Source organism: Pseudomonas sp., from assembly GCF_041601375.1.
Classification (GTDB): domain Bacteria; phylum Pseudomonadota; class Gammaproteobacteria; order Pseudomonadales; family Pseudomonadaceae; genus Aquipseudomonas.
This window is the reverse complement of the sequence record NZ_JBFIIG010000038.1, coordinates 1-21,944: the sequence shown is the minus strand read 5'-3', so window position 1 is coordinate 21,944 and position 21,944 is coordinate 1. Positions and strand designations below refer to the sequence as shown.

The following is a 21,944-nucleotide window of genomic DNA, read 5'->3' as shown; positions in this document are numbered from 1 at the left end:
TCTAGCCACGTAGGTTGAGCATAGCGACACCCAGGACATCCTCTCCCGGGTATCGCTGCGCTCAACCCAGGCTACTTAAGTGGTTGCGCGTTTCGCTCTCCAGAGAGCGAGGGGTTGGTCGCATTGAGTCGAATGCTAAGTGACGACATTACGGCACAGCAGCGGACTATTTACGTTTGGCAAACCCCAGCACGGGATGAAAGCGCCAGCCGCGGTCGTTGTCCGGCAGGCTGACGGTGCCGAAGCGCTTGGCGCAGGCCTCCAGGGTCATGTCCAGCTCCTGGGCCAGTTCATCCAGCGCGGTGAGGTAGTCGGTTGCACCCCAGGGGCTGATGCGCGGGCCGGCCAGTTCGCTGTCGGCAATGCGCTGGTTGAGACTGCTTTCAACCGGCACATAGAGCTCTTCGTAACGGCGCTTGCCGGGGTCGATGCGGGTCAGTTGGAAGTCCTCGCCGTCTTCCGTCGGCAGCAGCACCAGATCGACCCGTAGCCGGGTATCCAGGCGAAACGGCTGCTGTTGCTGGGCAATGGCGGTGAGGTGCAGCAGCGGCTGGCTCCAGCCGTCATGGGCGCTCAACTCACGGTTCTGCGCGGATTGGCGCAGGCGCTCGCGGGGTGAAAGCGTTGCCGGGTCGGGCTCGGCCTTGTGCAGCATCCAGTCCTGCAGGCGCGCGTGTTCCAGATCGACCAGATTGCCGGTGGGATTTATCTGCGCCGCTGGCCGTTCGAGGATGCGCGGGCGGGCGTCGATGCGCTGGTACTGCTCGACCTCCAGCAGCGTATCCAGGCGGTGAGAATTCAGCCGCCAGGGGCGGTCGTTCTCGAAGCCCGGTTTGCAGAACGCCGGCTGGTCGCGGTGTTCGGCGTTACGCAGGTTGCTGTCGAATACCTGCACATTGACCTGCGCGCAGGACTCGGGGCGGTGCCGCCGAACCCGCCCGGCGAGCTGGATCAACGAGCGCATGGACGAGGGCTCGACCACGGCCCAGTCGTAGTCATGGTCGCGGCCGACTTCGGTGACCGGCGAGCCGAGCACGATAAACAGCTGATCCGGTTCGGCGAAGCGCTCGAGGCGCTGGCGGATATCGGGCAGCGCGAACACCGCATCCGGCTGCTCGCGCTTGAGGGTCGCATCCAGCCGGCTTTCGATGGCCGAGCGCAGCAGCAAGGGAAACTGCGAGTGGTACACACACAGGTGAATGCGCATGCCTTCGGCGGTACCCAGGCGAAACAGCGCCAGGGCCACGTCGAACAGCGGTTCGATATTGGCCATGCGCACCAGGCCGAAGCTGACCCGCTTGCCGCTGTGTGGATCGAGCGTGGCGTGCTCGGTATGCAGTTTCTGCGCAGCGGCGAGCACCTGGGCGGCGAACTCCAGGCGAATCTCCTCCGATCGCTGACTGGCGAAACGCAGCGGCAGCAATTGGCAGTGACGACGCGACGCCTGCTCGCCCAGCCAGGCGTGGCGGCGCTGGGCGAAGTCGTCATGGGCCGCGCTGAACGCCGCGCTATCGCTACAAGCCAACCGCGTTTGCCGTTGTTCGTCGATCCAGGCGCAGGCGATATCCGGCAGCTCGCCGGGGCGCTCGCCCCGGTGCCGCTGGTACGCGACCCGCCCGGCGCGATAGGCCTCGAACAAGCCCTGGATCAGCGCTGGCGGCAAGGTGGCCGAGGACAGCAACACGCGGCTGCCGAGCAGCCCGGCCCAATGCACCAGGCGCGCCAGCGCGGGCAGGTCGGCGATATCGAAATCGTCCGGTTCGTCGAGCACCAGGTCGCCGCTCATCAGACGCAACATGGGCGCGATCTGCCGCCCGCCGCGCCGGCTTTCGGTGGCTGGGGTCAGGTGGTCGATGGTGCAGACCAGCAGCGGCGCCACCAGCAGGGCACGCACCTGGGTGCTCGAGGATCACTTTATTGAGCAACGGGTGGGCGTCCTCGTTGCCGTCGAAACGCACATGGCCGTCCTCATCGAACAGCGCCTGGCTCGACGCCGAACCGCTGCGCTCGGCCTCCTGCTGCTGGTGCTCGAACAGCTCGCGGCTGGCCGCACCGCCAACCCGGATCGCCAGATCGTCTTCGCCCAGGCGCAGGCGGTCGCGAAAGGCCCGCCCGGTTTGCAGGGTCAAGCTGCGCAAGCCCAGGGCGAAGGCGCAGCGCATGCCCCGCTTGGGGTCGTTCAGGGCGTACATGATGCGGGCGTTGCCCAGGGTTTTGCCGCAACCGGTGGAGGCCATGTTGACGATAAAGGCACCGTGCCTGGCGGCCTGCTCGCGCATGCCGGCAGCCAGGTCGAAGGCTTTGTCCTGCCAGCGGAAGCGCTCATCGCGGCTGCGTTTCTTCAGGCCCTTGTGCCGCGCCAGGCGTGGCAGGCTGCGCTCGAAATCCGCCAGGCGGTGGCAGATCAGCGCGGCGTTGGCCTCGACGCCGAGCAAGTGTTCGTCGAGGCCCTGGTTGGGCTTGCCGCTCTTGCGCTCGGTGTTGGCCCACAGCGGGTAGTCGGGCTCGCCCTGCACCCGGCCGATGCCGGTCAGGCTGGAATAATAGTGGTCGGCGAGCATCAGGCTCAGGCGCGACAGGTGCATCAGGTAGGGGCTGCCTAGCCAGTCGCGTTGAGCGCGCCGCGGCAGCAGGGCGAGCAGCCGCTCGGCCTGTTTGCCGGCGCGATTGCGCCAGCGCTCGGTGGTGACCGGCAGGCCGTGGGGGAACTGCCAGTAGGGCTCGATCAGCGCTTTGTCCTGGGTGCTGCAGTGCTCGTTCCAGGCGGCGTCTATGTCGCCCGGTACACTCTTGAGCATGCCGAACTGGAAGGCACCGAGCTTGCGTCCCAGGCTGCCATCCTCGCCGGGCATTTGCGGCAGACGGTGATGGGTCAGCACCAGCCAGGCCAGCGCCGCTGCCAACGGCGGCAGGCTTTTGAAGGGTTTGTCGCAGCCAGGGTCGAGGCCGTCGCGTTGCAGACGGCCCAGCCAGCTGGCGTGATCGTCCTCGCCAGGATTGGCCAGACGCGCCAGCCAGGTCGGGTCGTCGTCAGTGCCGACGAAGGCCTGGAACAGCCGCAGCGAGGTCCACTCATGACGGTACAGGTTGCGCGCCATGGGCGCACCGGGCCTGAGGCGATTCTGGAATGCCAGGCTGGCCTTGCCCAGATCGTGCAGCAACGCCGTCAGGGTGCTGAGCAGGCGGATATCCTCGGCGCTGTGCCAGTCGTTTTCATCGCTCTTGCGCAGCACATCGCGCCGGGTGCTGTTGGTTGGCACCGCGCCCTGGACATTGAAGCGGCTGGCGTCGCCGACTATCCACAGCAGCTCGCTGTGGTCGCGCCCGCGAATCCAGTGACAGGCCACGGCGGTGTTGCGCCGGGCGGTTTTCTTCAGCAGCTTGCGCAAGGTATCTAGGCCGGCCTGGGTGATAGGCGTTTGCCAGGTGCGTTCGCCACGGCGTTCGGCGAACTGGTCGAGGAGCCGCCGGCTTTCCACCAACGCGCGCTTGTCGCACTGGGCGATCAGCAGGATGTTCATCGGCCGGTGCTCTCGGCCACGGCCTTGAGCGTATCGATCATGAAGTCCAGCGCTTCGCCACGGGTCAGGTTTTCGATGCAGGCCTGGCGGAACTCCTGTTCCTCATCACCGCGCACGGCGGAGATAAAGGCTTGCGGCAGGATGGTGGCGTCCTTGACCAGGTCGGCGACATCGAACACCAGGCCGCCGCGTCGGGTCTTGCCATGCAGCACCGCCAGGCCATGAGGAATGCCCAGCACCCAGGTGGCAGTGGCGCCGAGGCCATAGGCCAGGTAGTTGCCGTGATCGAGAAAGCGGTTGGCCGGATCGCTACCACTGCCACCCTTGGCGCGGGTGAAATCGCCGTAACTCACCGCTCGCGCTGCCATAGCGAACAGGCGCTTGCTCAGGCGCGCTTCTTCAGTCAGCAGAAAGGTGTTGTCCGCTGCCGCTTCGAGGGCGATCAGCGAGGCATCGAGGGCGCGCTCCAGCTCGGCGGCATCGATGTTGAAACCGGCGTCGCGCAGGGCGCGGCTCTGCCAGCTATGACGGATGCGCTGCAGACGCGCGCATTGGAAGGCCTTGGCGGCCGCCAAGCGCAGGCTGTCGTCGAACCAGAAACGTACCCAGTGCTGCAGGTACTCGGTGGGTCGGTACTCGCTTTGCGGCGAGAACCAGGCGACCTCGATATCCACCTCGTTGGCAGAAAACAGCGGCGTGCCTCCACCGCCGCAAAACCCAACCAACACGCCGGCCTTGGCCAATTCGCGCATCGCCGCCTGGGTTACCGAGGTACCGGTGCCGAGCAGTATCGTGGTGGTGTTGGCGATGGGGATATTCCAGTACAGCGACTGCTTGCCGGCATCGGTCACGTACTCGACCCGCCCGCCATTGACCAGCACCCGGCAATGCTGCAGGTAGTAAATATTGGCGCGCTTGGAATGCAGGATGGTCTTGAGATCGCTGGAGCGGATATCGTCCATGAGGCTTAGCCCTGAGGGTTTCAATTAACAGTAAACGCGCCCTGTTGATCTATTGCCAATCGAACTTAGCCCGCAGGCCCTTAACTGCGCTGCTACCTTCCCCACATAAACCTGCAAAATCTGGCAGGGTTATCCTACTGACCTCAACCAGATATGGCTGCCCATGCACTACCAGAACATCCTCTTCGACCTCGACGGCACCCTCACCGACCCGCGCGTGGGCATCACCCGTTCGGTGCAGCATGCGCTGGCGCAGCTGGGCATCGACGAACCCGATCTGCAGGCGCTGGAGCACTTCATCGGGCCGCCGCTGTTGCAGTGTTTCATGCACACCTATGGCTTCGACGAGGCCAGGGCCTGGCGGGCCGTGGGGCACTATCGCGAGCGTTTCGCCGAGGTCGGGCTGTATGAAAACCAGCTGTTCGCCGGGGTGAACGAGCTGCTGCAGTTGCTGGGCGAACAGGGCCGCACCCTGTATATCGCCACCAGCAAGCCGCGGGTGTTTGCCGTGGAGATCGCCCGGCATTTCGATTTCGCCCGGCATTTCAGGCTGATCTACGGCAGCGAGCTGGACGGCACTCGCACCGACAAGGTCGAGTTGCTCGCTTATCTGCTCGAGCGGGAAGGCTTATCGGCAAATAGCACCCTGATGATCGGCGACCGCAAGCACGATCTGATCGGTGCACGGCGCAACGGCCTGGATGCGGCTGCGGTGGGTTATGGCTTCGGCAGCCGTGCTGAACTGCAGGCCGAGGCACCGACCTATCACTTCCAGACCCTGGCCGAGCTGCACCGGGCCTTCGGAGCCTGAGGTGCGTCTTAGATGGGCCGGGCCACGCAGGTCGGGGGGCATGGCTGATAATCGATCAAGCTGACGGGTTCTCACCTGCGCGCCCGACCCTTCTAGGGCCCGGATCGGCTGCGGGCTACAAGGGGGCCGTAACACCGGCCGACCCTAGCGGCTTGCTCACTGAGGCTCAGCCGGTATCCGCGGCGTCTCAACCTCTGAGCCGTTCTTCTGGTAGATGATCTTCTTGGTGCCGCCGGCGCAGCTGCCGACCACCATGCTCTGATCCTGTGCCTCGTCGTTGTCGACGATCTCCAGGGTATAGCTGAGCACGCCGGCGGCCTGGATCTTCACTTCGATTTCCTGCTTGAGTTCCTCGCAGGGTTTGGGCGCCGCCCATGCCGTGCTGCCAAGCACACCGAGCAGCACGACCACTGTCCATCTGTTCATTGTGCATCTCCTGGGTTTTGCGAAACTCGTCAGTATTCGACTGGCGCGCGCTACAGCTAGTTCTAGTCGGTTTTGTGCAAGGCTTCCAGCGCCCGGGTGCGCGTCTCGGCCGGCAACTCGCCGAGGGCCGCGACCCGTCGGTAGAAGTGCGGCCAATCGCCGCCGACTTCGGCGAACAAGGCGGCGAAGGCCGGCACCCACTTGTCGTAGAGGCCGAACGGCAGCAGCTTGGCGTTGTTCAGTGGCGCCGCGATCCAGGCATCGTAGCGGCCCTGGCCGCCCCACTCGCGCTCACGCAGGACCCGGTATTCCTGGCGCAGTCGCTCGAACTCGGCCTGCTTGGCCGCGCGCATGGCGTCCGCTGCCAGGTCGCGGGCATACAGCTGTTCCAGGCGCGCGCGGCTGGCCAGGACCAGCGCACTGAACTGCTCGCGCTCTGTGGCTGCACGCGGGTCGGCGGCCGGGAGGCCCTGCGCCTGCTGCCACTGGCGCAGGCCTTCGCGCTCGACGAAGGAGGCAAAGGATTCGTTGAACGCGGTGTCATCGGCCACGTACAGCTGCTGGTGGGCCAGTTCGTGGAAGAGCACCGCCACCAGGCGTTCATCGTCCCAGCGCAGCATGGTATTGAGCAGCGGGTCGTCGAACCAGCCCAGGGTGGAATAGGCCCCGACGCCGCCCAGGTAGGTGTCAAAACCTTGCAGCTGGAGCAGCGCCGCCGCACCGCGGGCGCGGCCCAGGCTGAAATAGCCGCGATAGGCCACGCAGCCGGCGATGGGGAAACAGTGCAACTTGGGCTTGACGGAGAACTCCGCCGTGGCGAACAGGTTCCACACCACGAAGGGCCGCTGAATATCGGCATACCGGCGGTAGCTGCGATTATTCGGCAGGCCCAGCCGGGCGCTGGCGAAGTCACGGGCCTGCTGGGTCAGGATCAGGCGTTGCTTCAGACCGGCATCCACCTGCGGATCGCGCAGCAAGGCATCGACCGGCTGGCTCGCCTGCAGCAACTGCACCTGCCCCCGGGCCAGGTGGCCGTAGTAATTCAGGGTGCTGCAACCGCCGAGCAACAACAGCGCCGCCAGCAGCGGAACCCAGCGCCGGCAGAGCGAGTCGATAGAAAAGGGAGCAATGCACTGCGTCATGCCCGCCAAACTAGCGCATTGCAGCTACTGCCTCCACTGGTGGATCGGCGTAGGCTGGTCCGGGAGCGCCATTTTCGGAGAAAGTCATGCGTCATTCAGCCCTGATCCTCAGCCTGTTGATTCTCGGCGCCTGCGCCTCGCCGCTGCCAGCGCGCGACCCCGGCATGGCCTGGGTCGACCTGTACACCACTGCCAGCGATCTGTTGATGGCCGATAAGCTGGACGACAAACGCCTCAACGATGGCCGCTATTTCCAGGTGACGCCTGGCGCCCACGAACTGATCGCGCGCTTCCAGTTCGAGGTACCTGGCGGCGGCATGGACATGCGGTCCGAGCCGATCCAGCGCACCTGCGAGCTGCGCGTACGCTACGACGACTTCGCCGCCGGCCAGCGCTACCGCCTGGAAGCCCGGCCGCTGGCAACCACGGCCCAGGGCTGGCTCTACGACGACCAGCGCAACGTGCTGGCGCGCGCCAGGGTGCTGCGCTGCGGCGTTTTCTAGCAGGTAGCAGGCGGTTACAAGACGGCCTGCTGGAACCTTCACGGAGACTATCGGATCACGCGTCGAGCACGGCTTCCAGGGTGATCTCGGCATTCAACACCCTGGACACCGGGCAACCGTTCTTGGCGGTTTCTACAGCGTGCTCAAAGGCCGCTCGGTCGGCACCCGGAATCTTTGCCCGCAGGCTCAGGTGCACGGCGGTTATGGCGAATCCGCCGTCGAGCTTGTCGAGGGTAACCTCGGCCTTGGTCTCGATACTTTCGGCGCTCATTCCGGCGTCACCCAGCTCCTTGGACAGGGCCATGGAAAAACAGCCGGCATGGGCCGCGCCGATCAGCTCTTCCGGGTTAGTGCCCGGCTGATCCTCGAAGCGCGTATTGAAGCCATAGGGGCTGTCCGACAAGACACCGCTCTGGGTGGAGATAGTGCCTTTGCCATCTTTGAGGCCGCCTTGCCAGTGGGCCGATGCTGTCTTTTTCATCTGAATTCTCCATTGCATTAAGGGCTATAAAGTTCAGAGAGCTATCGGCGCGACAAGTTCGCGTCGATTTAGCCAGCACGCACTTGCGCGAGAATCTCGAAGGCGCGCAAGCGATCGGCGAAGTCGTAGAGGTCGCAGGTGAAGATCAGTTCGTCGGCGCCGGTCTGCTCCAGCAGCACCTCGAGACGCGCGCGAATTTTCTCCGGACCGCCGATCATCGCCATGCCCAAGAAACTGGCGACCGCCTCTTTCTCGTGGGGCAGCCACAAGCCGTGCATGCTCTTGACCGGCGCTTTCTGCACCAGGCTCTGGCCGCGAATCAGGGCAAGGATGCGCTGGTAGGCCGAGGTTGCCAGGAATTCCGCCTGCTCGTCACTGTCGGCGGCGATCAGTGGCACACCGAGCATCACATAGGGCTCATCGAGCACCGCCGAGGGCTTGAAATGGTTGCGGTAGACGCGAATCGCCTCGTGCATCAGGCGCGGCGCGAAGTGCGAGGCGAAGGCATAGGGCAGGCCCTTCTCGCCGGCCAACTGGGCGCTGAACAGGCTGGAACCGAGCAGCCAGATCGGCACCTGGGTGCCGCTGCCCGGCATGGCGATGACCCGCTGATTCGGCGTTCGCGGGCCCAGGTAACCCTGCAGTTCCTCGACATCGCGGGGGAAGTCGTCGGCGCTGCCGCTGCGTTCGCGGCGCAGGGCGTGGGCTGTGAATTGATCGGCGCCGGGCGCACGCCCCAGGCCCAGGTCGATGCGCCCCGGATACAGGGTGGCGAGGGTGCCGAACTGCTCGGCGATCACCAAGGGCGCATGATTGGGCAGCATCACCCCGCCGGAGCCGAGACGAATGGTCGTGGTGCCCGCGGCCAGGTAACCCAGCAGCACCGCAGTCGCCGAACTGGCGATGCCGTCGATGTTGTGGTGCTCGGCCACCCAGAAGCGGGTGAAACCGAGGCGCTCGACATGCTGGGCCAGCGCCAGGGAGTTGCGCAGCGCCTGCTCGGGCCCGCCGTCATCGCGGATCGGGGCGAGGTCGAGGGTGGAAATCCTGGTCTGTGCTAACGCGCTCATCGGCCCTGCCTGTTCGATTAGGGGCCTATCGAGGTGAGTCGACATGCCCGAGTGGAATGCTGGGGCTTACTCTACGGCGTCCAGGCGCGAGCAGCCAGCCACGGCCGCCTGCGCTCCACGGCGATGCGCTGGTCTGGATGCAACCCCGGGAATGGCGTCGTCTGCCTCCCCGGATTACATCCGGGTTACCCACTTGCAGGGATCCTTGATCGGCAGTTCAGCTATCGCTGAGGCGGAAGCCGACCTTGAGGGTCACCTGGTAGTGGCCGACCTTGCCGTTTTCGATGTGCCCGCGGCTTTCCACGACTTCGTACCACTCCAGGTTGCGGATCGACTTGGCGCACTCGGCCAGGGCATTGTTGATCGCTTCGTCGCTGCTGTTTTTCGACGAGCCGACGACTTCGATTTTCTTGTAGGTGTGGTGATCAGACATGGCGCTTTCTCCTCAAGGGGTAGTTAAACGCTAGTCGATAAGTCGGCAGTGTGCGGCTTCTCTTTGCCCGGCGATTAGCTGGTCAGGCGATCGAGTCGTCGCCCTCAGCCAGCCAACTCGCCGCGCAGCCACTCGGCCAGGCATTGCGCGCGCTTGTCCAGCCGCCGCGCAGGCACCCACAAGGCCAGACGGGCCGGGGTTGCGACGAAGCCCCAGGGCGCGACCAGGCGCCCGGCCGCCAGATCGTCGGCGACCAGTTGCTGCGGGGCGATGGCCACGCCCAGGCCGGCGGCAGCGGCCTCCAGCAGGTAGTAGAGGTGCTCGAAGCCCTGGCCCAGCCTGAGCGCGGCGCTATCCAGGCCATTGCGCGCCGCCCAGTTCGGCCAGGCTTGCGGGCGCGAACTGGTGTGCAGCAGCGGCTCGCCCAGCAGCGCCGCCGCCGGCGCCGCGTGCAGTTCGCCGTAGCGCCCATAACGCGGGCTCAAGACCGGGCCGATGCGCTCGACCGCCAGCTCGAACACCTGCATGTCCGTCGGCCAGGGCGGCTCGGCGAACCACAGGGTGGCGTCGACCCCGGTTCGCCGTGGGTCCAGTTCGCCTTCGCTGGCCGAGAGTTGCAGGCGCAACTCCGGCAGCTCACGGTTGAGCCGATCCAGCCGTGGAATGAACCAGCGCGCCAGCAGGCTGCCCGGGCAGGCCAGGACGAAGGGCGCCTCGGCCTGACCCTGCTGCAGTTCGCTGCAGACCGCCCGCAGCCGCTCGAACGCCTCGCTGCTGACATCGCGCAGGCGCAGCCCGGCATCCGTGAGTTTAAGGCCACGCCCGTCCTTGGCGAACAAGGGCACGCCGAGGTGCTCCTCCAGTGCGCGGATCTGCCGGCTGACCGCGCCATGGGTGACATGCAGCTGTTCCGCCGCCTGACTGACGCTTTGCAGACGAGCGGCGGCCTCGAACGCACGCAGGGCATTGAGTGGGGGTAGCGCTTGATTCATCTGTGAGTTTTCCTGACAGGTCGCGGCAATCTTATCGCTTTTACCCTGAGCCACACAGCCTTATCCTGTGACCATTGTTGTAGGAACCAGGCGTCCCGACCAGACGTCCCCGACTAGGCGTCCCCTGGCCCCTACATGCCCAACACTCTCAGGAGAACGCCATGACCTCATACCGCAGCGGCCCCGATGCCAACGGCCTGTTCGGCTCGTTCGGCGGCCAGTACGTCGCCGAAACCCTGATGCCGCTGATCCACGACCTGGCCGCGGAGTACGAGAAGGCCAAGCTCGATCCCGAGTTCGCCAAGGAGCTGGCCTACTTCCAGCGCGATTTCGTCGGCCGGCCGAGCCCGCTGTATTTCGCCGAGCGTCTGACCGAAATGTGTGGCGGAGCGAAGATCTACTTCAAGCGCGAAGAGCTCAATCACACCGGCGCGCACAAGATCAACAACTGCATCGGCCAGGCCCTGCTGGCGCGGCGCATGGGCAAGCAGCGCATCATCGCCGAGACCGGCGCCGGCATGCACGGCGTGGCCACCGCCACAGTAGCGGCGCGCTTCGGCATGGAATGCGTGATCTTTATGGGCACCACCGACATCGACCGCCAGCAGGCCAACGTCTTCCGCATGAAGCTGCTGGGCGCCACCGTGATTCCGGTGGTCGCCGGCACCGGCACCCTCAAGGACGCGATGAACGAGGCCCTGCGCGACTGGGTGACCAACGTCGACAACACCTTCTACATGATCGGCACCGTGGCCGGCCCGCACCCGTACCCGGCGATGGTGCGCGACTTCCAGGCGGTGATCGGCAAGGAAACCCGCGAACAGATCCTCGCCCAGGAAGGCCGTCTACCCGACAGCCTGGTGGCCTGCATCGGCGGCGGCTCCAACGCCATCGGCCTGTTCCACCCCTTCCTCGACGATCAGGACATCCAGATCATCGGCGTCGAAGCGGCGGGCTACGGCATCGCAACCGGCAAGCACGCGGCCAGCCTCAACGGCGGCGTACCGGGCGTGCTGCACGGCAACCGCACCTTCCTGCTGCAGGACGACGACGGTCAGATCATCGACGCCCACTCGATTTCCGCCGGCCTGGATTACCCCGGCATCGGCCCCGAGCACGCCTGGTTGCATGAGATCGGCCGCGTCGAATACACCTCTGTGACCGACGACGAAGCGCTCAAAGCCTTCCACACCTGCTGCCGCCTGGAGGGCATCATCCCGGCCCTGGAAAGCGCCCACGCCCTGGCCGAAGTGTTCAAGCGCGCGCCCAAGCTGCCCAAGGAGCACCTGATGGTGGTCAACCTGTCCGGCCGCGGCGACAAGGACATGCAGACCGTGATGCACCACATGCAAGAACAGAAGGAAGACGTCGTATGAGCCGCCTGCAGACGCGCTTTGCCGAGCTGAAAGAACAGAACCGCGCCGCCCTGGTGACCTTCGTCACCGCCGGCGACCCCAACTACGCTGCCTCCCTGGCGATCCTCAAGGGTCTGCCGGCGGCCGGCGCCGACGTGATCGAACTGGGCATGCCCTTCACCGATCCGATGGCCGATGGCCCGGCGATCCAGCTGGCGAATATCCGTGCCCTGGACGGCGGACAGAACCTGGCCAAGACCCTGCAGATGGTTCGCGAATTCCGCGAAAGCGAGCAGAACACGCCGCTGGTGCTGATGGGTTACTTCAATCCGATCCACAAATACGGCGTCGCACGCTTTATCGCCGAAGCCAAGGAAGCCGGGGTCGACGGCCTGATCGTCGTCGACCTGCCGCCGGAACATAACGTCGACCTGTGCGAGCCGGCGCAGGTGGCGGGCCTGGACTTCATCCGCCTGACCACCCCGACCACCGACGACGCGCGCCTGCCTAAGGTACTCAACGGCAGCTCCGGCTTCGTCTACTACGTCTCGGTGGCCGGCGTCACCGGTGCCGGTGCGGCGACCCTGGAACATGTCGAACAGGCCGTGACCCGCCTGCGCCGGCATACCGACCTGCCAATCAGCATCGGCTTCGGCATCCGCACCCCGGAGCACGCGGCGACCATCGCCCGCCTGGCCGACGGCGTGGTGGTCGGCTCGGCGCTGATCGACCAGATCGCCAACGCCGAGAACGATGCCCAGGCGATCGATGGCGTACTGAGCCTATGCCGCGAACTGGCCGCAGGCGTGCGCGGCGCCCGCCAGTAACCGTCGAACATAGGTTGGGAGCCGGCTATTACTGCGATGCCTGCAGCTGGCGCTGCGCCATCTTCTGCTTGCGGTAGCTGATCGCGGCGGCGGGCACCGGGGTGACCTTGCCGGTTTCCAGCCAGCGCTTGAGGCGGTTGGCGTCGGCCATGTGGGTGTATTTGCCGAAGGCGTCCAGCACCACGAAGGCCACCGGCTTGCCGGCCATCCGCGTGCGCATGACCAGACAGTGACCGGCCGCATTGGTAAAGCCGGTCTTGGTCGCCTGCACGCTCCAGTTGTCCTTGCGCACCAGGGCGTTGGTATTGCGAAATCCCAGGGTGTAGTTGGGCTTGCGGAAGGCCACGGTTTTTTCCGGGGTGGTGCTCAGTTCGCTGATCAGCGGGTAGTCTTCGCTGGCCTTGAGCAGCAGCACCAGGTCGCGGGCGGTGGAGACGTTATGCTCCGACAAGCCGGTCGGCTCGACGAAGTGGCTGCGGCTCATGCCCAGCGCCCGGGCCTTGGCATTCATCGCCGCGACAAAGGCCACGTGGCCACCCGGGTAATGGTGCGCCAGGCTGGCCGCCGCACGGTTCTCCGACGACATCAGCGCCAGCAGGAGCATGTCGCGGCGGCTGACCTCACTGCCGATGCGCACCCGCGAGAACACGCCCTTCATCTCCGCGGTATCGCGGATGGTGATCGGCAGTTGCTGATCCAGCGGCAACTGGGCGTCCAGCGCGACCATGGCAGTCATCAGCTTGGTCACCGAGGCGATCGGCACCACCATGTCCGGATTGCTGGAATAGAGCACCTGATCGGTCTGCAGGTCGACCAGCAGGGCGCTGCCGGCTGCGAGTTCCTGCTGAGTGGCGGCCAGGCTGTTCGAGGTAATACCAAGGCCGCTGCAGATCAGCAACAGACCGACTATCGAATGACGGATATTCACGGGTAAATTTCACTGGGTTAGGTGGGGAAGTGCCAGAGCAGCGGCTACCGAGCGCGTCAGTATACGGAACTCGACCATCACTTTTGCAGTGTAGGTCGCCCATGCCGCGGCATTGTGGCCGTTCGGCGGAACCTAGCAGCGATTGTGAAAAATATGCTCAGGCCGGCGAGCCTTCCCGCGCCAGTTCGAGCTTGAGCCAGTCGACGAAGTACTGGGTCAGGCGCTGGCGGCGCTTGCGCTCGGGCAGCACCACGTAATAGCCGAAGTCGGAGCGCACCTCGCCGGCGCACACGCGGCACAGCAGCTCCTGAGCCAGGAGTTCATCGACCAGATGGCGCCAGCCGATGGCCACGCCCTGGCCGGCGATGGCCGCCTGGATCAGCAGGGTGTAATTGTCGAAGCGCAGCATCCCCGGGCTGGGCGTCTCGGCGATAGCCAGCGCGCGGAACAGGCCGTTCCAGTCGAACCAGCGCGAACGAATCTCCGGGCGCAGGTGCAGCAGGGGCAACTCGGCCAGCGCAGTCGGCGCCAGCGGCAAGTCCCGCCCCTTGAGCAACTGCGGACTGCACACCGGGAACACCTCCTCGTGAAACAGCAGATGAGCCTCACCGTGCTTGAAACGGCCATCGCCGAAGGCGATGGCCACGTCGATCTCCGCCGGCAACGCGGCCAGGTCGCGGGCGCTGGTGATCAGGCTGACATCCACCTCCGGATGAAGCTGATGGAAACGCTGCAACCTGGGCATCAGCCAATAGGCGGCCAAGGCGAAGTCGGTGGCCACCTGCAGCACTTCATGCTGCTGCCCGGCAGCGACCGCGGCCAGGCCGGCGTCGAGGCTTTGCAGGCCGTCCTGGACATAGCGCAACAGCAGCTCGCCGGCCTCGGTGAGGACGATGCCGCGGTAGACGCGGTCGAACAGGCGGGTCGCCAACTGCTGTTCGAGGCGCTTGATCTGCTGACTGATGGCCGGCTGGCTGCTGCCCAGTTCGGCGGCAGCGGCGGTGAAGCTCAGGTGACGGGCCGCGGACTCGAACACCCGCAGCACATCCAAAGACAATCCGGCGGTGCTCTTAAACATAAGCTGTTGTTATCCAAGTCATGTATTCACCGCGGGTTTACCCAGAATTGTCTAGGCCTGATTATCGGACCAGCAATGTCGCATAAATCTTCAATATGGAAAACCGGCGAGCTATGAAACGTCCAAATATCCTCTTCATCATGGCCGATCAGATGGCCGCACCTATTCTGCCGGTCTACCAGGCAACCTCGCCGATCAAGATGCCCAACCTCGCCCGCCTGGCCGAGGAAGCCGTGGTGTTCGACTCGGCCTACTGCAACAGCCCGCTGTGCGCGCCGTCGCGCTTCGTCCTGGTCAGCGGCCAGTTGCCGAGCAAGATCGGCGCCTACGACAACGCCGCCGATCTGCCTGCCGACGTGCCGACCTATGCCCACTACCTGCGCCGTCTTGGTTACCGTACCGCGCTGTCCGGCAAGATGCACTTCTGCGGGCCGGACCAGTTGCACGGCTACGAGGAGCGCCTGACCAGCGATATCTACCCGGCCGACTACGGCTGGGCGGTGAACTGGGATGCCCCCGAGGAACGCCTGAGCTGGTACCACAACATGGCCTCGGTGTTGCAGGCCGGTCCCTGCGTGCGCAGCAACCAGCTGGATTTCGACGAGGAAGTGGTGTTCAAGGCCCAGCAGTACCTGTACGACCACGTACGCATGACGCCGGATCAGCCGTTCTGCCTGACCGTGTCGATGACCCACCCGCACGATCCCTACACCATTCCCGAAGAATTCTGGAATCTGTACGAAGACGTCGAGATCCCGCTGCCCAGCCAGTTCATCGAGCAGGCCGAGCAGGACCCGCATTCGCAACGCATCCTCAAGGTCATCGACCTCTGGGGCAAGACCCTGCCCGAGGACAAGATCAAGGACGCGCGCCGCGCCTACTTCGGCGCTTGTAGCTACATCGATGCGAACATCGGCAAGCTCCTGAAGACCCTCAAAGACTGCGGCCTGGACGAGGACACCATCATCGTATTCTCCGGCGACCACGGCGACATGCTCGGCGAGCGCGGACTCTGGTACAAGATGCACTGGTTTGAAATGTCCGCGCGAGTGCCGTTGCTGGTGCATGCGCCCAAGCGTTTCGCCGCGCAACGCATCGGCCAGAGCGTGTCGACCATGGACCTGCTGCCGACCCTGGTGGAACTGGCCGGCGGCGAGGTCGAGGCCGACCTGGCCCTGGATGGCCATTCGTTGCTGAGCCACCTCAAGGGCGAGGGCGGGCACGATCAGGTGCTCGGCGAATACATGGCCGAAGGCAGCAACGCCCCGCTGATGATGATCCGCCGCGGCGACTGGAAGTTCATCTACTCCGAGCAGGATCCGCTGCTACTGTTCAACCTGCGCCACGACCGGCAGGAGCGCGAGAACCTCGCCGACTCCGCCGAGCACCAGACGCTGCTGGCCGAGTTCATCGACGAGGCGCGCACGCGCTGGGATATGCCCGCCATCCATCAGGCGACCCTGGCCAGCCAGCGCCGCCGCCGCCTGGTCGCCGAAGCCCTGACCCGCGGCCGGCTGAAAAGCTGGGATCACCAACCGCTGGTCGACGCCAGCGAGCAGTACATGCGCAACCACATCGACCTCGATGACCTGGAGCGCCGCGCCCGTTACCCACAGGTGTGACGTCAGGGACCGGTAGCGACAGACAACACGCGTGCAACTACAACTATTAAAACAAGAGGGAAACAACCCATGAACAAATCAGCCACAGTGTTTCTCGGCGGGCTGTTACTGGCCGCCAGCAGCTTCCACGCCCATGCCGAAGACGCCAGTTGCAGCACGGTGAAACTGGGCGATCCGGGCTGGAGCGATATCGCCGTGACCAACGGCATCGCCAGCTTCCTGCTCGATGGCCTGGGCTACAAGGCGCAGACCCAGACCCTGGCCGTGCCGATCATCTTCGCCGGCCTGCAGAAGGGCCAGGTCGATGCCTTCCTCGGCAACTGGATGCCGGCTCAGCAGAGCAACTACGATAAGTTCGTCGCCAGCGGTGAGGTGGCCAAGCTGGCCCAGAACCTGAGCGGCACCGAATACACCCTGGCCGTGCCGACCTACGCCTATGAGGCCGGGGTGAAGACCTTCGCCGACCTGGACAAGCACGCCGACAAGTTCGATAACAAGCTCTACGGCATCGCTTCCGGGTCGCCGGCCAACGAATCGATCCGCCAGATGATCGAAGCCGACGAGTTCGGCCTGGGCGACTGGAAACTGGTGGAATCCAGTGAGCAGGCGATGCTGGTGCAGGTCGGCCGCGCGGTGAAACGCGACCAGTTCGTGGTGTTCCTCGGCTGGACCCCGCACCCGATGAACGTCAACTACGACATCAAGTACCTCAAGGGCGGCGAGAAGTACTTCGGCGAAAGCGGCAGCGTCAACACCCTGGCCCGCAAGGACTACGCCAGCGAGTGCCCGAATGTCGCCAAGCTGCTGAGCAACCTGAGCTTCACCCAGGAGATGGAAAACGCCATCATGGACAAGGTGCTGAGCAAAGAGGCGAGCAATGCCGAAGCGATCAAGGCCTGGCTGCAGACCAATCCGGCGGTGCTCGATGGCTGGCTGGACGGCGTCAGCAGCCGCGACGGCGGCAATGGTCTGGCGGCAGTCAAAGCCAAACTTTGAATCAACCGGCTCGATTGGTAGGGTGGGGCGCTGCCCACCTCACCCTAGGTCCCACCAAGAGCGACACTGAATGCCGCTACCCAACCGCCAGACCCTGCTGCCGTTCCTGCGCTGGCTGCCCAACACCAGCAAGCGCAGCCTCGGCAGCGATCTGCTGGTTGGCCTCAGTGGCGCCATCCTGGCCCTGCCACAATCCATCGCCTACGCCCTGATCGCCGGGCTACCGGCCGAGTACGGCCTGTATGCGGCCATAGTGCCGGTGATCATCGCCTGCCTGTGGGGGTCGTCCTGGCACCTGATCTGCGGGCCGACCGCGGCCATCTCCATCGTCCTGTTCACCAGCGTCAGCCCACTGGCGACGCCGGGCAGCGACGATTTCATCGCCCTGATCCTGTTGCTGAGCTTTCTCGCCGGGCTGTTCCAGTGGCTGCTCGGCCTGCTGCGCTTCGGCGCCCTGGTGAATTTCGTCTCGCACTCGGTGGTGCTCGGCTTCACCCTGGGCGCCGCCGTGGTCATCGCCCTCGGCCAGTTGCCCAACCTGCTCGGCATCGCCGTGCCGAGCCAGGCCACGGCGCTGGCAACCATTCTCAATATCGGCCAGCACCTGGTGGAAACCGACTGGCGCGCCCTGGCCCTGGCCGCCTTCACCCTCGGCGTCAGCCTGCTGGTCAGGCGCCTGTGGCCGCGCTTGCCGGCCCTGCTGATCGGCATCGTCGCCGGCAGCCTGGCGGTGCTGGCGTGGCCGGCCCAGCTCGGCGACATCGCCCTGGTCAGCGCCTTCGAGGGTCGCCTGCCGCCGTTCAGCCCGCTGCGCTTCGAGCTGGCGAGCGTGCTGCAGTTGCTGCCGGCAGCGGTGGCCTGCGGCATGCTCGGCCTGGTCACCAGCCTGTCGATCGCCCGCGCCCTTGCCAGCAGATCCCAGCAGTTTCTCGACGCCAACCAGGAAGTGCGCGCCCAGGGCCTGTCCAACCTGATCGGCCCCTGGTTCTCCGCCTCGCTGTCGGCCGGTTCCTTCACCCGCTCGGCGCTGAACCTGCAGGCCGGCGCTCGTTCGCCCCTGGCCGGGGTGTTTTCCGCACTGCTGGTGGCGCTGTTCGCCCTGGTCGGCGCCAGGCTGATCGCGCACATTCCGCTGCCGAGCATGGCCGCGAGCATTCTCCTGATCTGCTCGGGCCTGGTGGATGTTGCCGGGCTGCGCGCGCTGTTCCGAGTCAGCCGCTCGGAGTTCCTGGTGATGCTGCTGACCCTGCTCGCCACCCTGCTGCTGGAGCTGCAGACGGCGATCTATGCCGGGGTGCTGGCTTCGCTGTTCTTCTACCTCAAGCGCACCTCGCAGCCGCGGGTGAAATTCTGGCAGGAAGGCGAGGAGGAACTGTTGCGCGTCGAAGGCTCGATCTTTTTCGGCGCCTGCCACTACCTGCAACAGCTCATCCAGCGCAGCAAGGGCGAGCGGGTGATCATCGACGCGCACCACGTCAACTTCATCGATTACGCCGGGGTGGAGATGCTCCATCAGGAAGCGCGGCGGTTGCTCGCGCAAGACCGCCGTCTGATCCTGCGCCGCGCCCGGCCCCAGGTGATCGAGGAAATCCTCAAACTCGAAGGCGCCGAGCTGTGCCCGGTGCAGTTCGAGGATTAGGGTTCCGGGTGCGCTGCGCTTGTACGGTTATGTCATGTGCCATGATCGACGAGTCGTTGGTGCGCGCAGCGCACCCTACGGGTTGCAGTCAGCTGCCGAGCTTGCGCTAGGCAATCAACCGGGGCATTCAGCCCGTTTCAGGCCGCGAGCGAGCGGCGCAACTCGGCCAGTACCGGCTCGCTGTCCGGGCGCATCCCGCGCCAGAGGAAGAACGCCTCGGCGGCCTGCTCGACCAGCATGCCCAGGCCATCCAGGGTGTGCGCCGCGCCCTGCTCGGCGGCCCAGCGGTTGAAGGCGGTTGGCTGCCTGGCGTACATCATGTCGTAGCACAGCGTGTGATGGGGTCTGATCAGGCTCGCCGCCAGCGGCGGCAGCTCGCCGCTCAGGCTGGCCGAAGTGCCGTTGACGATCAGGTCGACCGGCGCATCGATCCGGTCGAAACCGCAGGCCACCACCGGCCCTAGGTCGGCGAACTCGCGGGCCAGCTGCTCGGCCTTGGCCAGCGTGCGGTTGGCGATCACCAGGGCCGCCGGCTGCTGCGCCAGCAAGGGCTCGAGCACCCCGCGCACGGCCCCGCCAGCGCCCAGCAGGAGGATGCGTTTGCCGCGCAGGCCGAAACTGGCGTTGACCGTCAGGTCACGCACCAGCCCGGCGCCGTCGGTGTTGTCGCCGAGCAGGCTGCCGTCATCCAGCTTCTTCAGGGTGTTCACCGCGCCGGCGCGTCGGGCGCGGGCGGTCAGGCTGTCGGCCAGCTGAAAGGCCTGCTCCTTGAACGGCACCGTGACGTTGGCACCCTTGCCCGCGACGAAGAAGTGCCGGGCAAAACCGGCGAAGTCGTCCAGCGGCGCGAGCAGCGCCTCATAGTTCAGCTGCTCGCCGGTCTGCGCGGCGAACAGCCGGTGAATCATCGGCGACTTGCTGTGCGCGATGGGGTTGCCGAATACAGCGTAGCGGTCCATGAAACACCTCGTGGGATGCGTAGGGTGGGCTTCAGCCCACCGCCCTTTCCAGAGAGGTGGGCTGAAGCCCACCCTACCGTCTATTGTGGCTCAGCCAGCCAGTCGCGGTCGGTCAGAAAGTATTCGGTCAGGCGCGCCTCCTCGCTGCCCGGCTCGGGCTTCCAGTCGTAGCCCCAGCGCACCTGCGGCGGCAGCGACATGAGGATCGACTCGGTGCGCCCGCCGGACTGCAGGCCGAACAGGGTGCCGCGGTCGTAGACCAGGTTGAACTCGACGTAACGACCGCGGCGGAAGGCCTGGAACTCGCGCTCGCGTTCGCCGTAGGGGGTCAGCTTGCGCCGTTGCACGATGGGCAGGTAGGCCGCGAGGTAGGCATCGCCGATCGCGCGCATGAAGGCGAAGCTGGTGTCGAAGTCCCACTGGTTCAGATCATCGAAGAACAGGCCGCCGATGCCGCGTGGCTCACCGCGGTGCTTGATCTGGAAGTAACGATCGCACCATTCCTTGAAACGCGGGTAGACCTCGGCACCGAAGGGCGCGCAGGCCTCGTAGGCGACCCGGTGCCAGTGCACGCAGTCTTCCTCGTTGGCGTAATAGGGGGTCAGGTCGAAGCCGCCACCGAACCACCAGACCGGCTCCTCGCCCGGCTTCTCGGCGCTGAAGAAGCGCACGTTGGCGTGGGAGGTGGGTACGTAGGGGTTTTCCGGGTGGATCACCAGGGACACGCCGAGCGCCTCGAAGCCGCGCCCGGCCAGCTCCGGCCGATGAGCGCTGGCCGAAGGCGGCAGGCCGTCGCCGAATACGTGGGAGAAGTTGACCCCGCCTTTTTCGATCAGCGCGCCATTCTCGATCACCCGCGTGCGGCCACCGCCGCCGGCCGGGCGCTGCCAGCTGTCCTCGAAGAACTCGGCGCCACCGTCCTCGGCTTGCAGGGCGGAGCAGATACGGTCTTGCAGGTCGAGCAGATAGGCCTTCACGGCCTCAGTACGGTCACTCACGGCGGCACCTTGGAAGCAGTCAGGCCAGCCGGGGAGGTGCCCAGCCAGCGAAATCGACGCCAAGCATAACATTTGCCCATGCGCCCTCGCAGTTGACGCCGCTCGAGCGACAGGATTGGATAGATACCCCAACGCCCCCGAACCCCCTGCAGCAAGGAGCCTTGTATGGCCAAGCGTATTCAATTCAGCAGCCACGGCGGCCCCGAGGTCCTCGAGTACCGCGACTACCAGCCAGCCGTACCCGGCCCCCACGAGGTCCGCGTGCACAATCAGGCGGTCGGCCTGAACTTCATCGACACCTATTTCCGCAGCGGCCTGTACCCGCCACCGGCGCTGCCGTCGAGCCTGGGCAACGAGGGCGCCGGCATCGTCGAGGCGGTCGGTTCGCAGGTCAGCCAGTTCCAGGTCGGCGACCGCGTGGCCTACGCCACCGGGCCGCTGGGCGCCTACAGCGAGCTGCATGTGCTGCCGGCGAGCAAGCTGGTCAAGCTGCCGGAGGCAATCAGCTTCGAGCAGGCCGCGGCGGTGATGCTCAAGGGCCTCACCGTGCAGTACCTGCTGCGCCAGGTGTTCGCCCTCAAGGGCGGCGAAACCATCCTGTTCCATGCTGCCGCCGGTGGCGTCGGCTCCTTCGCCTGCCAGTGGGCCAAGGCCCTTGGGGTCAGGCTGATCGGCACCGTCAGCTCGGCCGAGAAAGCCGCACGGGCAATCGAGCAGGGCGCCTGGGCGACCATCGACTACAGCCACGAGGACGTGGTCCAGCGCGTGCTGGAGCTGACCGATGGGCACAAGTGCCCGGTGGTGTATGACGGCGTCGGCAAGGACACCTGGGAAATCTCGCTGGACTGCGTCGCCCCGCGCGGCCTGCTGGTCAGCTTCGGCAACGCCTCGGGCGCGGTGACCGGGGTCAACCTAGGCATCCTCGCGCAGAAGGGATCGCTGTTCGTCACCCGCCCGACCCTGGCCGGCTACGCCGATACCCCCGAGCGTCTGCAGATGATGGCCGACGAGCTGTTCGGCATGATCGAAAGCGGTCGGCTCAAGGTCGATATCAGCAACCGCTATGCACTCAAGGACGCCGCCGCCGCGCAAGCCGCCCTGAGCGCCCGGCAGACCACCGGCTCGACCATTCTGTTGCCTTAAAAAACGGCAAACGTAGGGTGGGTTAGCGGCGCATCCACAAGACGTACATCCAATGCGG

General features: G+C 65.5%; 20 protein-coding genes and 1 pseudogene. 8 read left to right on the top strand and 13 right to left on the bottom strand.

The features are described from left to right. Nucleotides 1-166: 166 nt before the first annotated feature. The 3 genes and pseudogenes from cas3f (ABZE94_RS07825) to cas1f form a co-directional block, all read right to left on the bottom strand. On the bottom strand, nt 167-1,879 hold the full coding sequence (cas3f, locus tag ABZE94_RS07825) for a type I-F CRISPR-associated helicase Cas3f (protein ID WP_372874977.1): 1,713 nt from the start codon (nt 1,877-1,879) through the stop codon (nt 167-169). Between the two features lie 94 nt (nt 1,880-1,973). After that, a pseudogene (gene cas3f / locus ABZE94_RS07820) lies at nt 1,974-3,521 on the bottom strand (type I-F CRISPR-associated helicase Cas3f); the annotation flags it as partial. Continuing rightward, nucleotides 3,518-4,483: a type I-F CRISPR-associated endonuclease Cas1f gene (gene cas1f, locus ABZE94_RS07815; protein ID WP_372874970.1), complete on the bottom strand. Its 966-nt coding sequence runs from the start codon at nt 4,481-4,483 to the stop codon at nt 3,518-3,520. The pseudogene cas3f (ABZE94_RS07820) and the gene cas1f, both read right to left, overlap by 4 nt. Before the next feature lie 163 nt (nt 4,484-4,646). Between cas1f and ABZE94_RS07810 the strand changes: the two genes are divergently transcribed. Continuing rightward, nucleotides 4,647-5,294, top strand: a complete 648-nt coding sequence (locus ABZE94_RS07810) for an HAD family hydrolase (RefSeq protein WP_372874969.1) — start codon at nt 4,647-4,649, stop codon at nt 5,292-5,294. A gap of 156 nt (nt 5,295-5,450) precedes the next feature. On the opposite strand, the gene ABZE94_RS07805 is transcribed toward ABZE94_RS07810, so the two are convergent. Both ABZE94_RS07805 and ABZE94_RS07800 read right to left on the bottom strand, forming a co-directional pair. After that, on the bottom strand, nt 5,451-5,720 hold the full coding sequence (locus ABZE94_RS07805; protein ID WP_372874968.1) for a DUF1161 domain-containing protein: 270 nt from the start codon (nt 5,718-5,720) through the stop codon (nt 5,451-5,453). A gap of 62 nt (nt 5,721-5,782) precedes the next feature. Continuing rightward, nucleotides 5,783-6,862, bottom strand: a complete 1,080-nt coding sequence (locus tag ABZE94_RS07800) for an aminopeptidase (protein WP_372874967.1) — start codon at nt 6,860-6,862, stop codon at nt 5,783-5,785. A gap of 86 nt (nt 6,863-6,948) precedes the next feature. Between ABZE94_RS07800 and ABZE94_RS07795 the strand changes: the two genes are divergently transcribed. Beyond that, the gene (locus tag ABZE94_RS07795; RefSeq protein WP_372874966.1) at nt 6,949-7,365 is read left to right on the top strand and encodes a hypothetical protein; all 417 of its coding nucleotides are present in this window, start codon (nt 6,949-6,951) and stop codon (nt 7,363-7,365) included. Between the two features lie 55 nt (nt 7,366-7,420). Here the strand turns inward: ABZE94_RS07795 and ABZE94_RS07790 are convergent, their stop codons facing one another. The 4 genes from ABZE94_RS07790 to ABZE94_RS07775 form a co-directional block, all read right to left on the bottom strand. Continuing rightward, on the bottom strand, nt 7,421-7,846 hold the full coding sequence (locus ABZE94_RS07790; protein ID WP_372874965.1) for an OsmC family protein: 426 nt from the start codon (nt 7,844-7,846) through the stop codon (nt 7,421-7,423). Nucleotides 7,847-7,914: 68 nt separating this feature from the next. Continuing rightward, nucleotides 7,915-8,916 (bottom strand): LLM class flavin-dependent oxidoreductase, encoded by a 1,002-nt coding sequence (locus ABZE94_RS07785; RefSeq protein WP_372874964.1) that lies wholly within the window; start codon nt 8,914-8,916, stop codon nt 7,915-7,917. Nucleotides 8,917-9,133: 217 nt separating this feature from the next. Next, entirely contained in the window at nt 9,134-9,349 is a 216-nt protein-coding gene (locus ABZE94_RS07780) for a dodecin (protein WP_372874963.1), read from the bottom strand. A gap of 104 nt (nt 9,350-9,453) precedes the next feature. After that, the gene (locus ABZE94_RS07775) at nt 9,454-10,341 is read right to left on the bottom strand and encodes a LysR family transcriptional regulator (protein WP_372874962.1); all 888 of its coding nucleotides are present in this window, start codon (nt 10,339-10,341) and stop codon (nt 9,454-9,456) included. A 161-nt stretch (nt 10,342-10,502) separates the two neighbouring features. On the opposite strand from ABZE94_RS07775, the gene trpB reads away from it, so the two are divergent. Beyond that, the gene (gene trpB, locus ABZE94_RS07770) at nt 10,503-11,717 is read left to right on the top strand and encodes a tryptophan synthase subunit beta (protein WP_372874961.1); all 1,215 of its coding nucleotides are present in this window, start codon (nt 10,503-10,505) and stop codon (nt 11,715-11,717) included. Further along, nucleotides 11,714-12,523 (top strand): tryptophan synthase subunit alpha, encoded by an 810-nt coding sequence (gene trpA / locus ABZE94_RS07765; protein WP_372874960.1) that lies wholly within the window; start codon nt 11,714-11,716, stop codon nt 12,521-12,523. The genes trpB and trpA overlap by 4 nt, the downstream gene beginning before the upstream one ends. 28 nt (nt 12,524-12,551) lie before the next feature. On the opposite strand, the gene pbpG is transcribed toward trpA, so the two are convergent. Together pbpG and ABZE94_RS07755 are read right to left on the bottom strand one after the other, a co-directional pair. Beyond that, a complete protein-coding gene (gene pbpG, locus ABZE94_RS07760; protein ID WP_372874959.1) occupies nt 12,552-13,451 on the bottom strand; it encodes a D-alanyl-D-alanine endopeptidase in 900 nt (299 codons plus the stop codon). A gap of 157 nt (nt 13,452-13,608) precedes the next feature. Then, nucleotides 13,609-14,529 carry a LysR family transcriptional regulator gene (locus ABZE94_RS07755; protein WP_372874958.1) on the bottom strand — a complete coding sequence of 307 codons (921 nt, stop codon included), beginning with the start codon at nt 14,527-14,529 and terminating at the stop codon, nt 13,609-13,611. 113 nt (nt 14,530-14,642) lie between these two features. Here ABZE94_RS07755 and betC point away from each other — a divergent pair, with 113 nt between their 5' ends. From betC to ABZE94_RS07740, 3 genes are all read left to right on the top strand, one after another. Beyond that, nucleotides 14,643-16,151 (top strand): choline-sulfatase, encoded by a 1,509-nt coding sequence (gene betC / locus ABZE94_RS07750; RefSeq protein WP_372874957.1) that lies wholly within the window; start codon nt 14,643-14,645, stop codon nt 16,149-16,151. Nucleotides 16,152-16,220: 69 nt separating this feature from the next. After that, nucleotides 16,221-17,147 (top strand): choline ABC transporter substrate-binding protein, encoded by a 927-nt coding sequence (choX, locus tag ABZE94_RS07745; protein WP_372874956.1) that lies wholly within the window; start codon nt 16,221-16,223, stop codon nt 17,145-17,147. A 70-nt stretch (nt 17,148-17,217) separates the two neighbouring features. Further along, complete coding sequence (locus tag ABZE94_RS07740) at nt 17,218-18,786, top strand: SulP family inorganic anion transporter (protein ID WP_372874955.1); 1,569 nt, start codon at nt 17,218-17,220, stop codon at nt 18,784-18,786. A gap of 137 nt (nt 18,787-18,923) precedes the next feature. Here ABZE94_RS07740 and aroE read toward each other — a convergent pair whose 3' ends face one another. Together aroE and hemF are read right to left on the bottom strand one after the other, a co-directional pair. Next, nucleotides 18,924-19,745 (bottom strand): shikimate dehydrogenase, encoded by an 822-nt coding sequence (aroE, locus tag ABZE94_RS07735; protein ID WP_372874954.1) that lies wholly within the window; start codon nt 19,743-19,745, stop codon nt 18,924-18,926. Nucleotides 19,746-19,825: 80 nt separating this feature from the next. Further along, nucleotides 19,826-20,743: an oxygen-dependent coproporphyrinogen oxidase gene (gene hemF, locus ABZE94_RS07730; RefSeq protein WP_372874953.1), complete on the bottom strand. Its 918-nt coding sequence runs from the start codon at nt 20,741-20,743 to the stop codon at nt 19,826-19,828. A 165-nt stretch (nt 20,744-20,908) separates the two neighbouring features. Here hemF and ABZE94_RS07725 point away from each other — a divergent pair, with 165 nt between their 5' ends. Further along, nucleotides 20,909-21,886 (top strand): NADPH:quinone reductase, encoded by a 978-nt coding sequence (locus ABZE94_RS07725; protein ID WP_372874952.1) that lies wholly within the window; start codon nt 20,909-20,911, stop codon nt 21,884-21,886. The last annotated feature ends 58 nt before the right edge of the window (nt 21,887-21,944 follow it).

Excerpts from the sequence above, each read along its gene's own strand:
- ABZE94_RS07755 (WP_372874958.1), bottom strand. The coding sequence starts at position 14,529 with ATGTTTAAGAGCACCGCCGGATTGTCTTTGGATGTGCTGCGGGTGTTC.
- aroE (WP_372874954.1), bottom strand. The coding sequence starts at position 19,745 with ATGGACCGCTACGCTGTATTCGGCAACCCCATCGCGCACAGCAAGTCG.
- betC (WP_372874957.1), top strand. The coding sequence starts at position 14,643 with ATGAAACGTCCAAATATCCTCTTCATCATGGCCGATCAGATGGCCGCA.
- ABZE94_RS07725 (WP_372874952.1), top strand. The coding sequence starts at position 20,909 with ATGGCCAAGCGTATTCAATTCAGCAGCCACGGCGGCCCCGAGGTCCTC.
- ABZE94_RS07780 (WP_372874963.1), bottom strand. The coding sequence starts at position 9,349 with ATGTCTGATCACCACACCTACAAGAAAATCGAAGTCGTCGGCTCGTCG.
- ABZE94_RS07795 (WP_372874966.1), top strand. The coding sequence starts at position 6,949 with ATGCGTCATTCAGCCCTGATCCTCAGCCTGTTGATTCTCGGCGCCTGC.
- trpB (WP_372874961.1), top strand. The coding sequence starts at position 10,503 with ATGACCTCATACCGCAGCGGCCCCGATGCCAACGGCCTGTTCGGCTCG.
- ABZE94_RS07810 (WP_372874969.1), top strand. The coding sequence starts at position 4,647 with ATGCACTACCAGAACATCCTCTTCGACCTCGACGGCACCCTCACCGAC.
- ABZE94_RS07775 (WP_372874962.1), bottom strand. The coding sequence starts at position 10,341 with ATGAATCAAGCGCTACCCCCACTCAATGCCCTGCGTGCGTTCGAGGCC.
- choX (WP_372874956.1), top strand. The coding sequence starts at position 16,221 with ATGAACAAATCAGCCACAGTGTTTCTCGGCGGGCTGTTACTGGCCGCC.
- ABZE94_RS07800 (WP_372874967.1), bottom strand. The coding sequence starts at position 6,862 with ATGACGCAGTGCATTGCTCCCTTTTCTATCGACTCGCTCTGCCGGCGC.
- cas1f (WP_372874970.1), bottom strand. The coding sequence starts at position 4,483 with ATGGACGATATCCGCTCCAGCGATCTCAAGACCATCCTGCATTCCAAG.
- ABZE94_RS07805 (WP_372874968.1), bottom strand. The coding sequence starts at position 5,720 with ATGAACAGATGGACAGTGGTCGTGCTGCTCGGTGTGCTTGGCAGCACG.
- ABZE94_RS07785 (WP_372874964.1), bottom strand. The coding sequence starts at position 8,916 with ATGAGCGCGTTAGCACAGACCAGGATTTCCACCCTCGACCTCGCCCCG.
- ABZE94_RS07790 (WP_372874965.1), bottom strand. The coding sequence starts at position 7,846 with ATGAAAAAGACAGCATCGGCCCACTGGCAAGGCGGCCTCAAAGATGGC.
- trpA (WP_372874960.1), top strand. The coding sequence starts at position 11,714 with ATGAGCCGCCTGCAGACGCGCTTTGCCGAGCTGAAAGAACAGAACCGC.
- ABZE94_RS07740 (WP_372874955.1), top strand. The coding sequence starts at position 17,218 with ATGCCGCTACCCAACCGCCAGACCCTGCTGCCGTTCCTGCGCTGGCTG.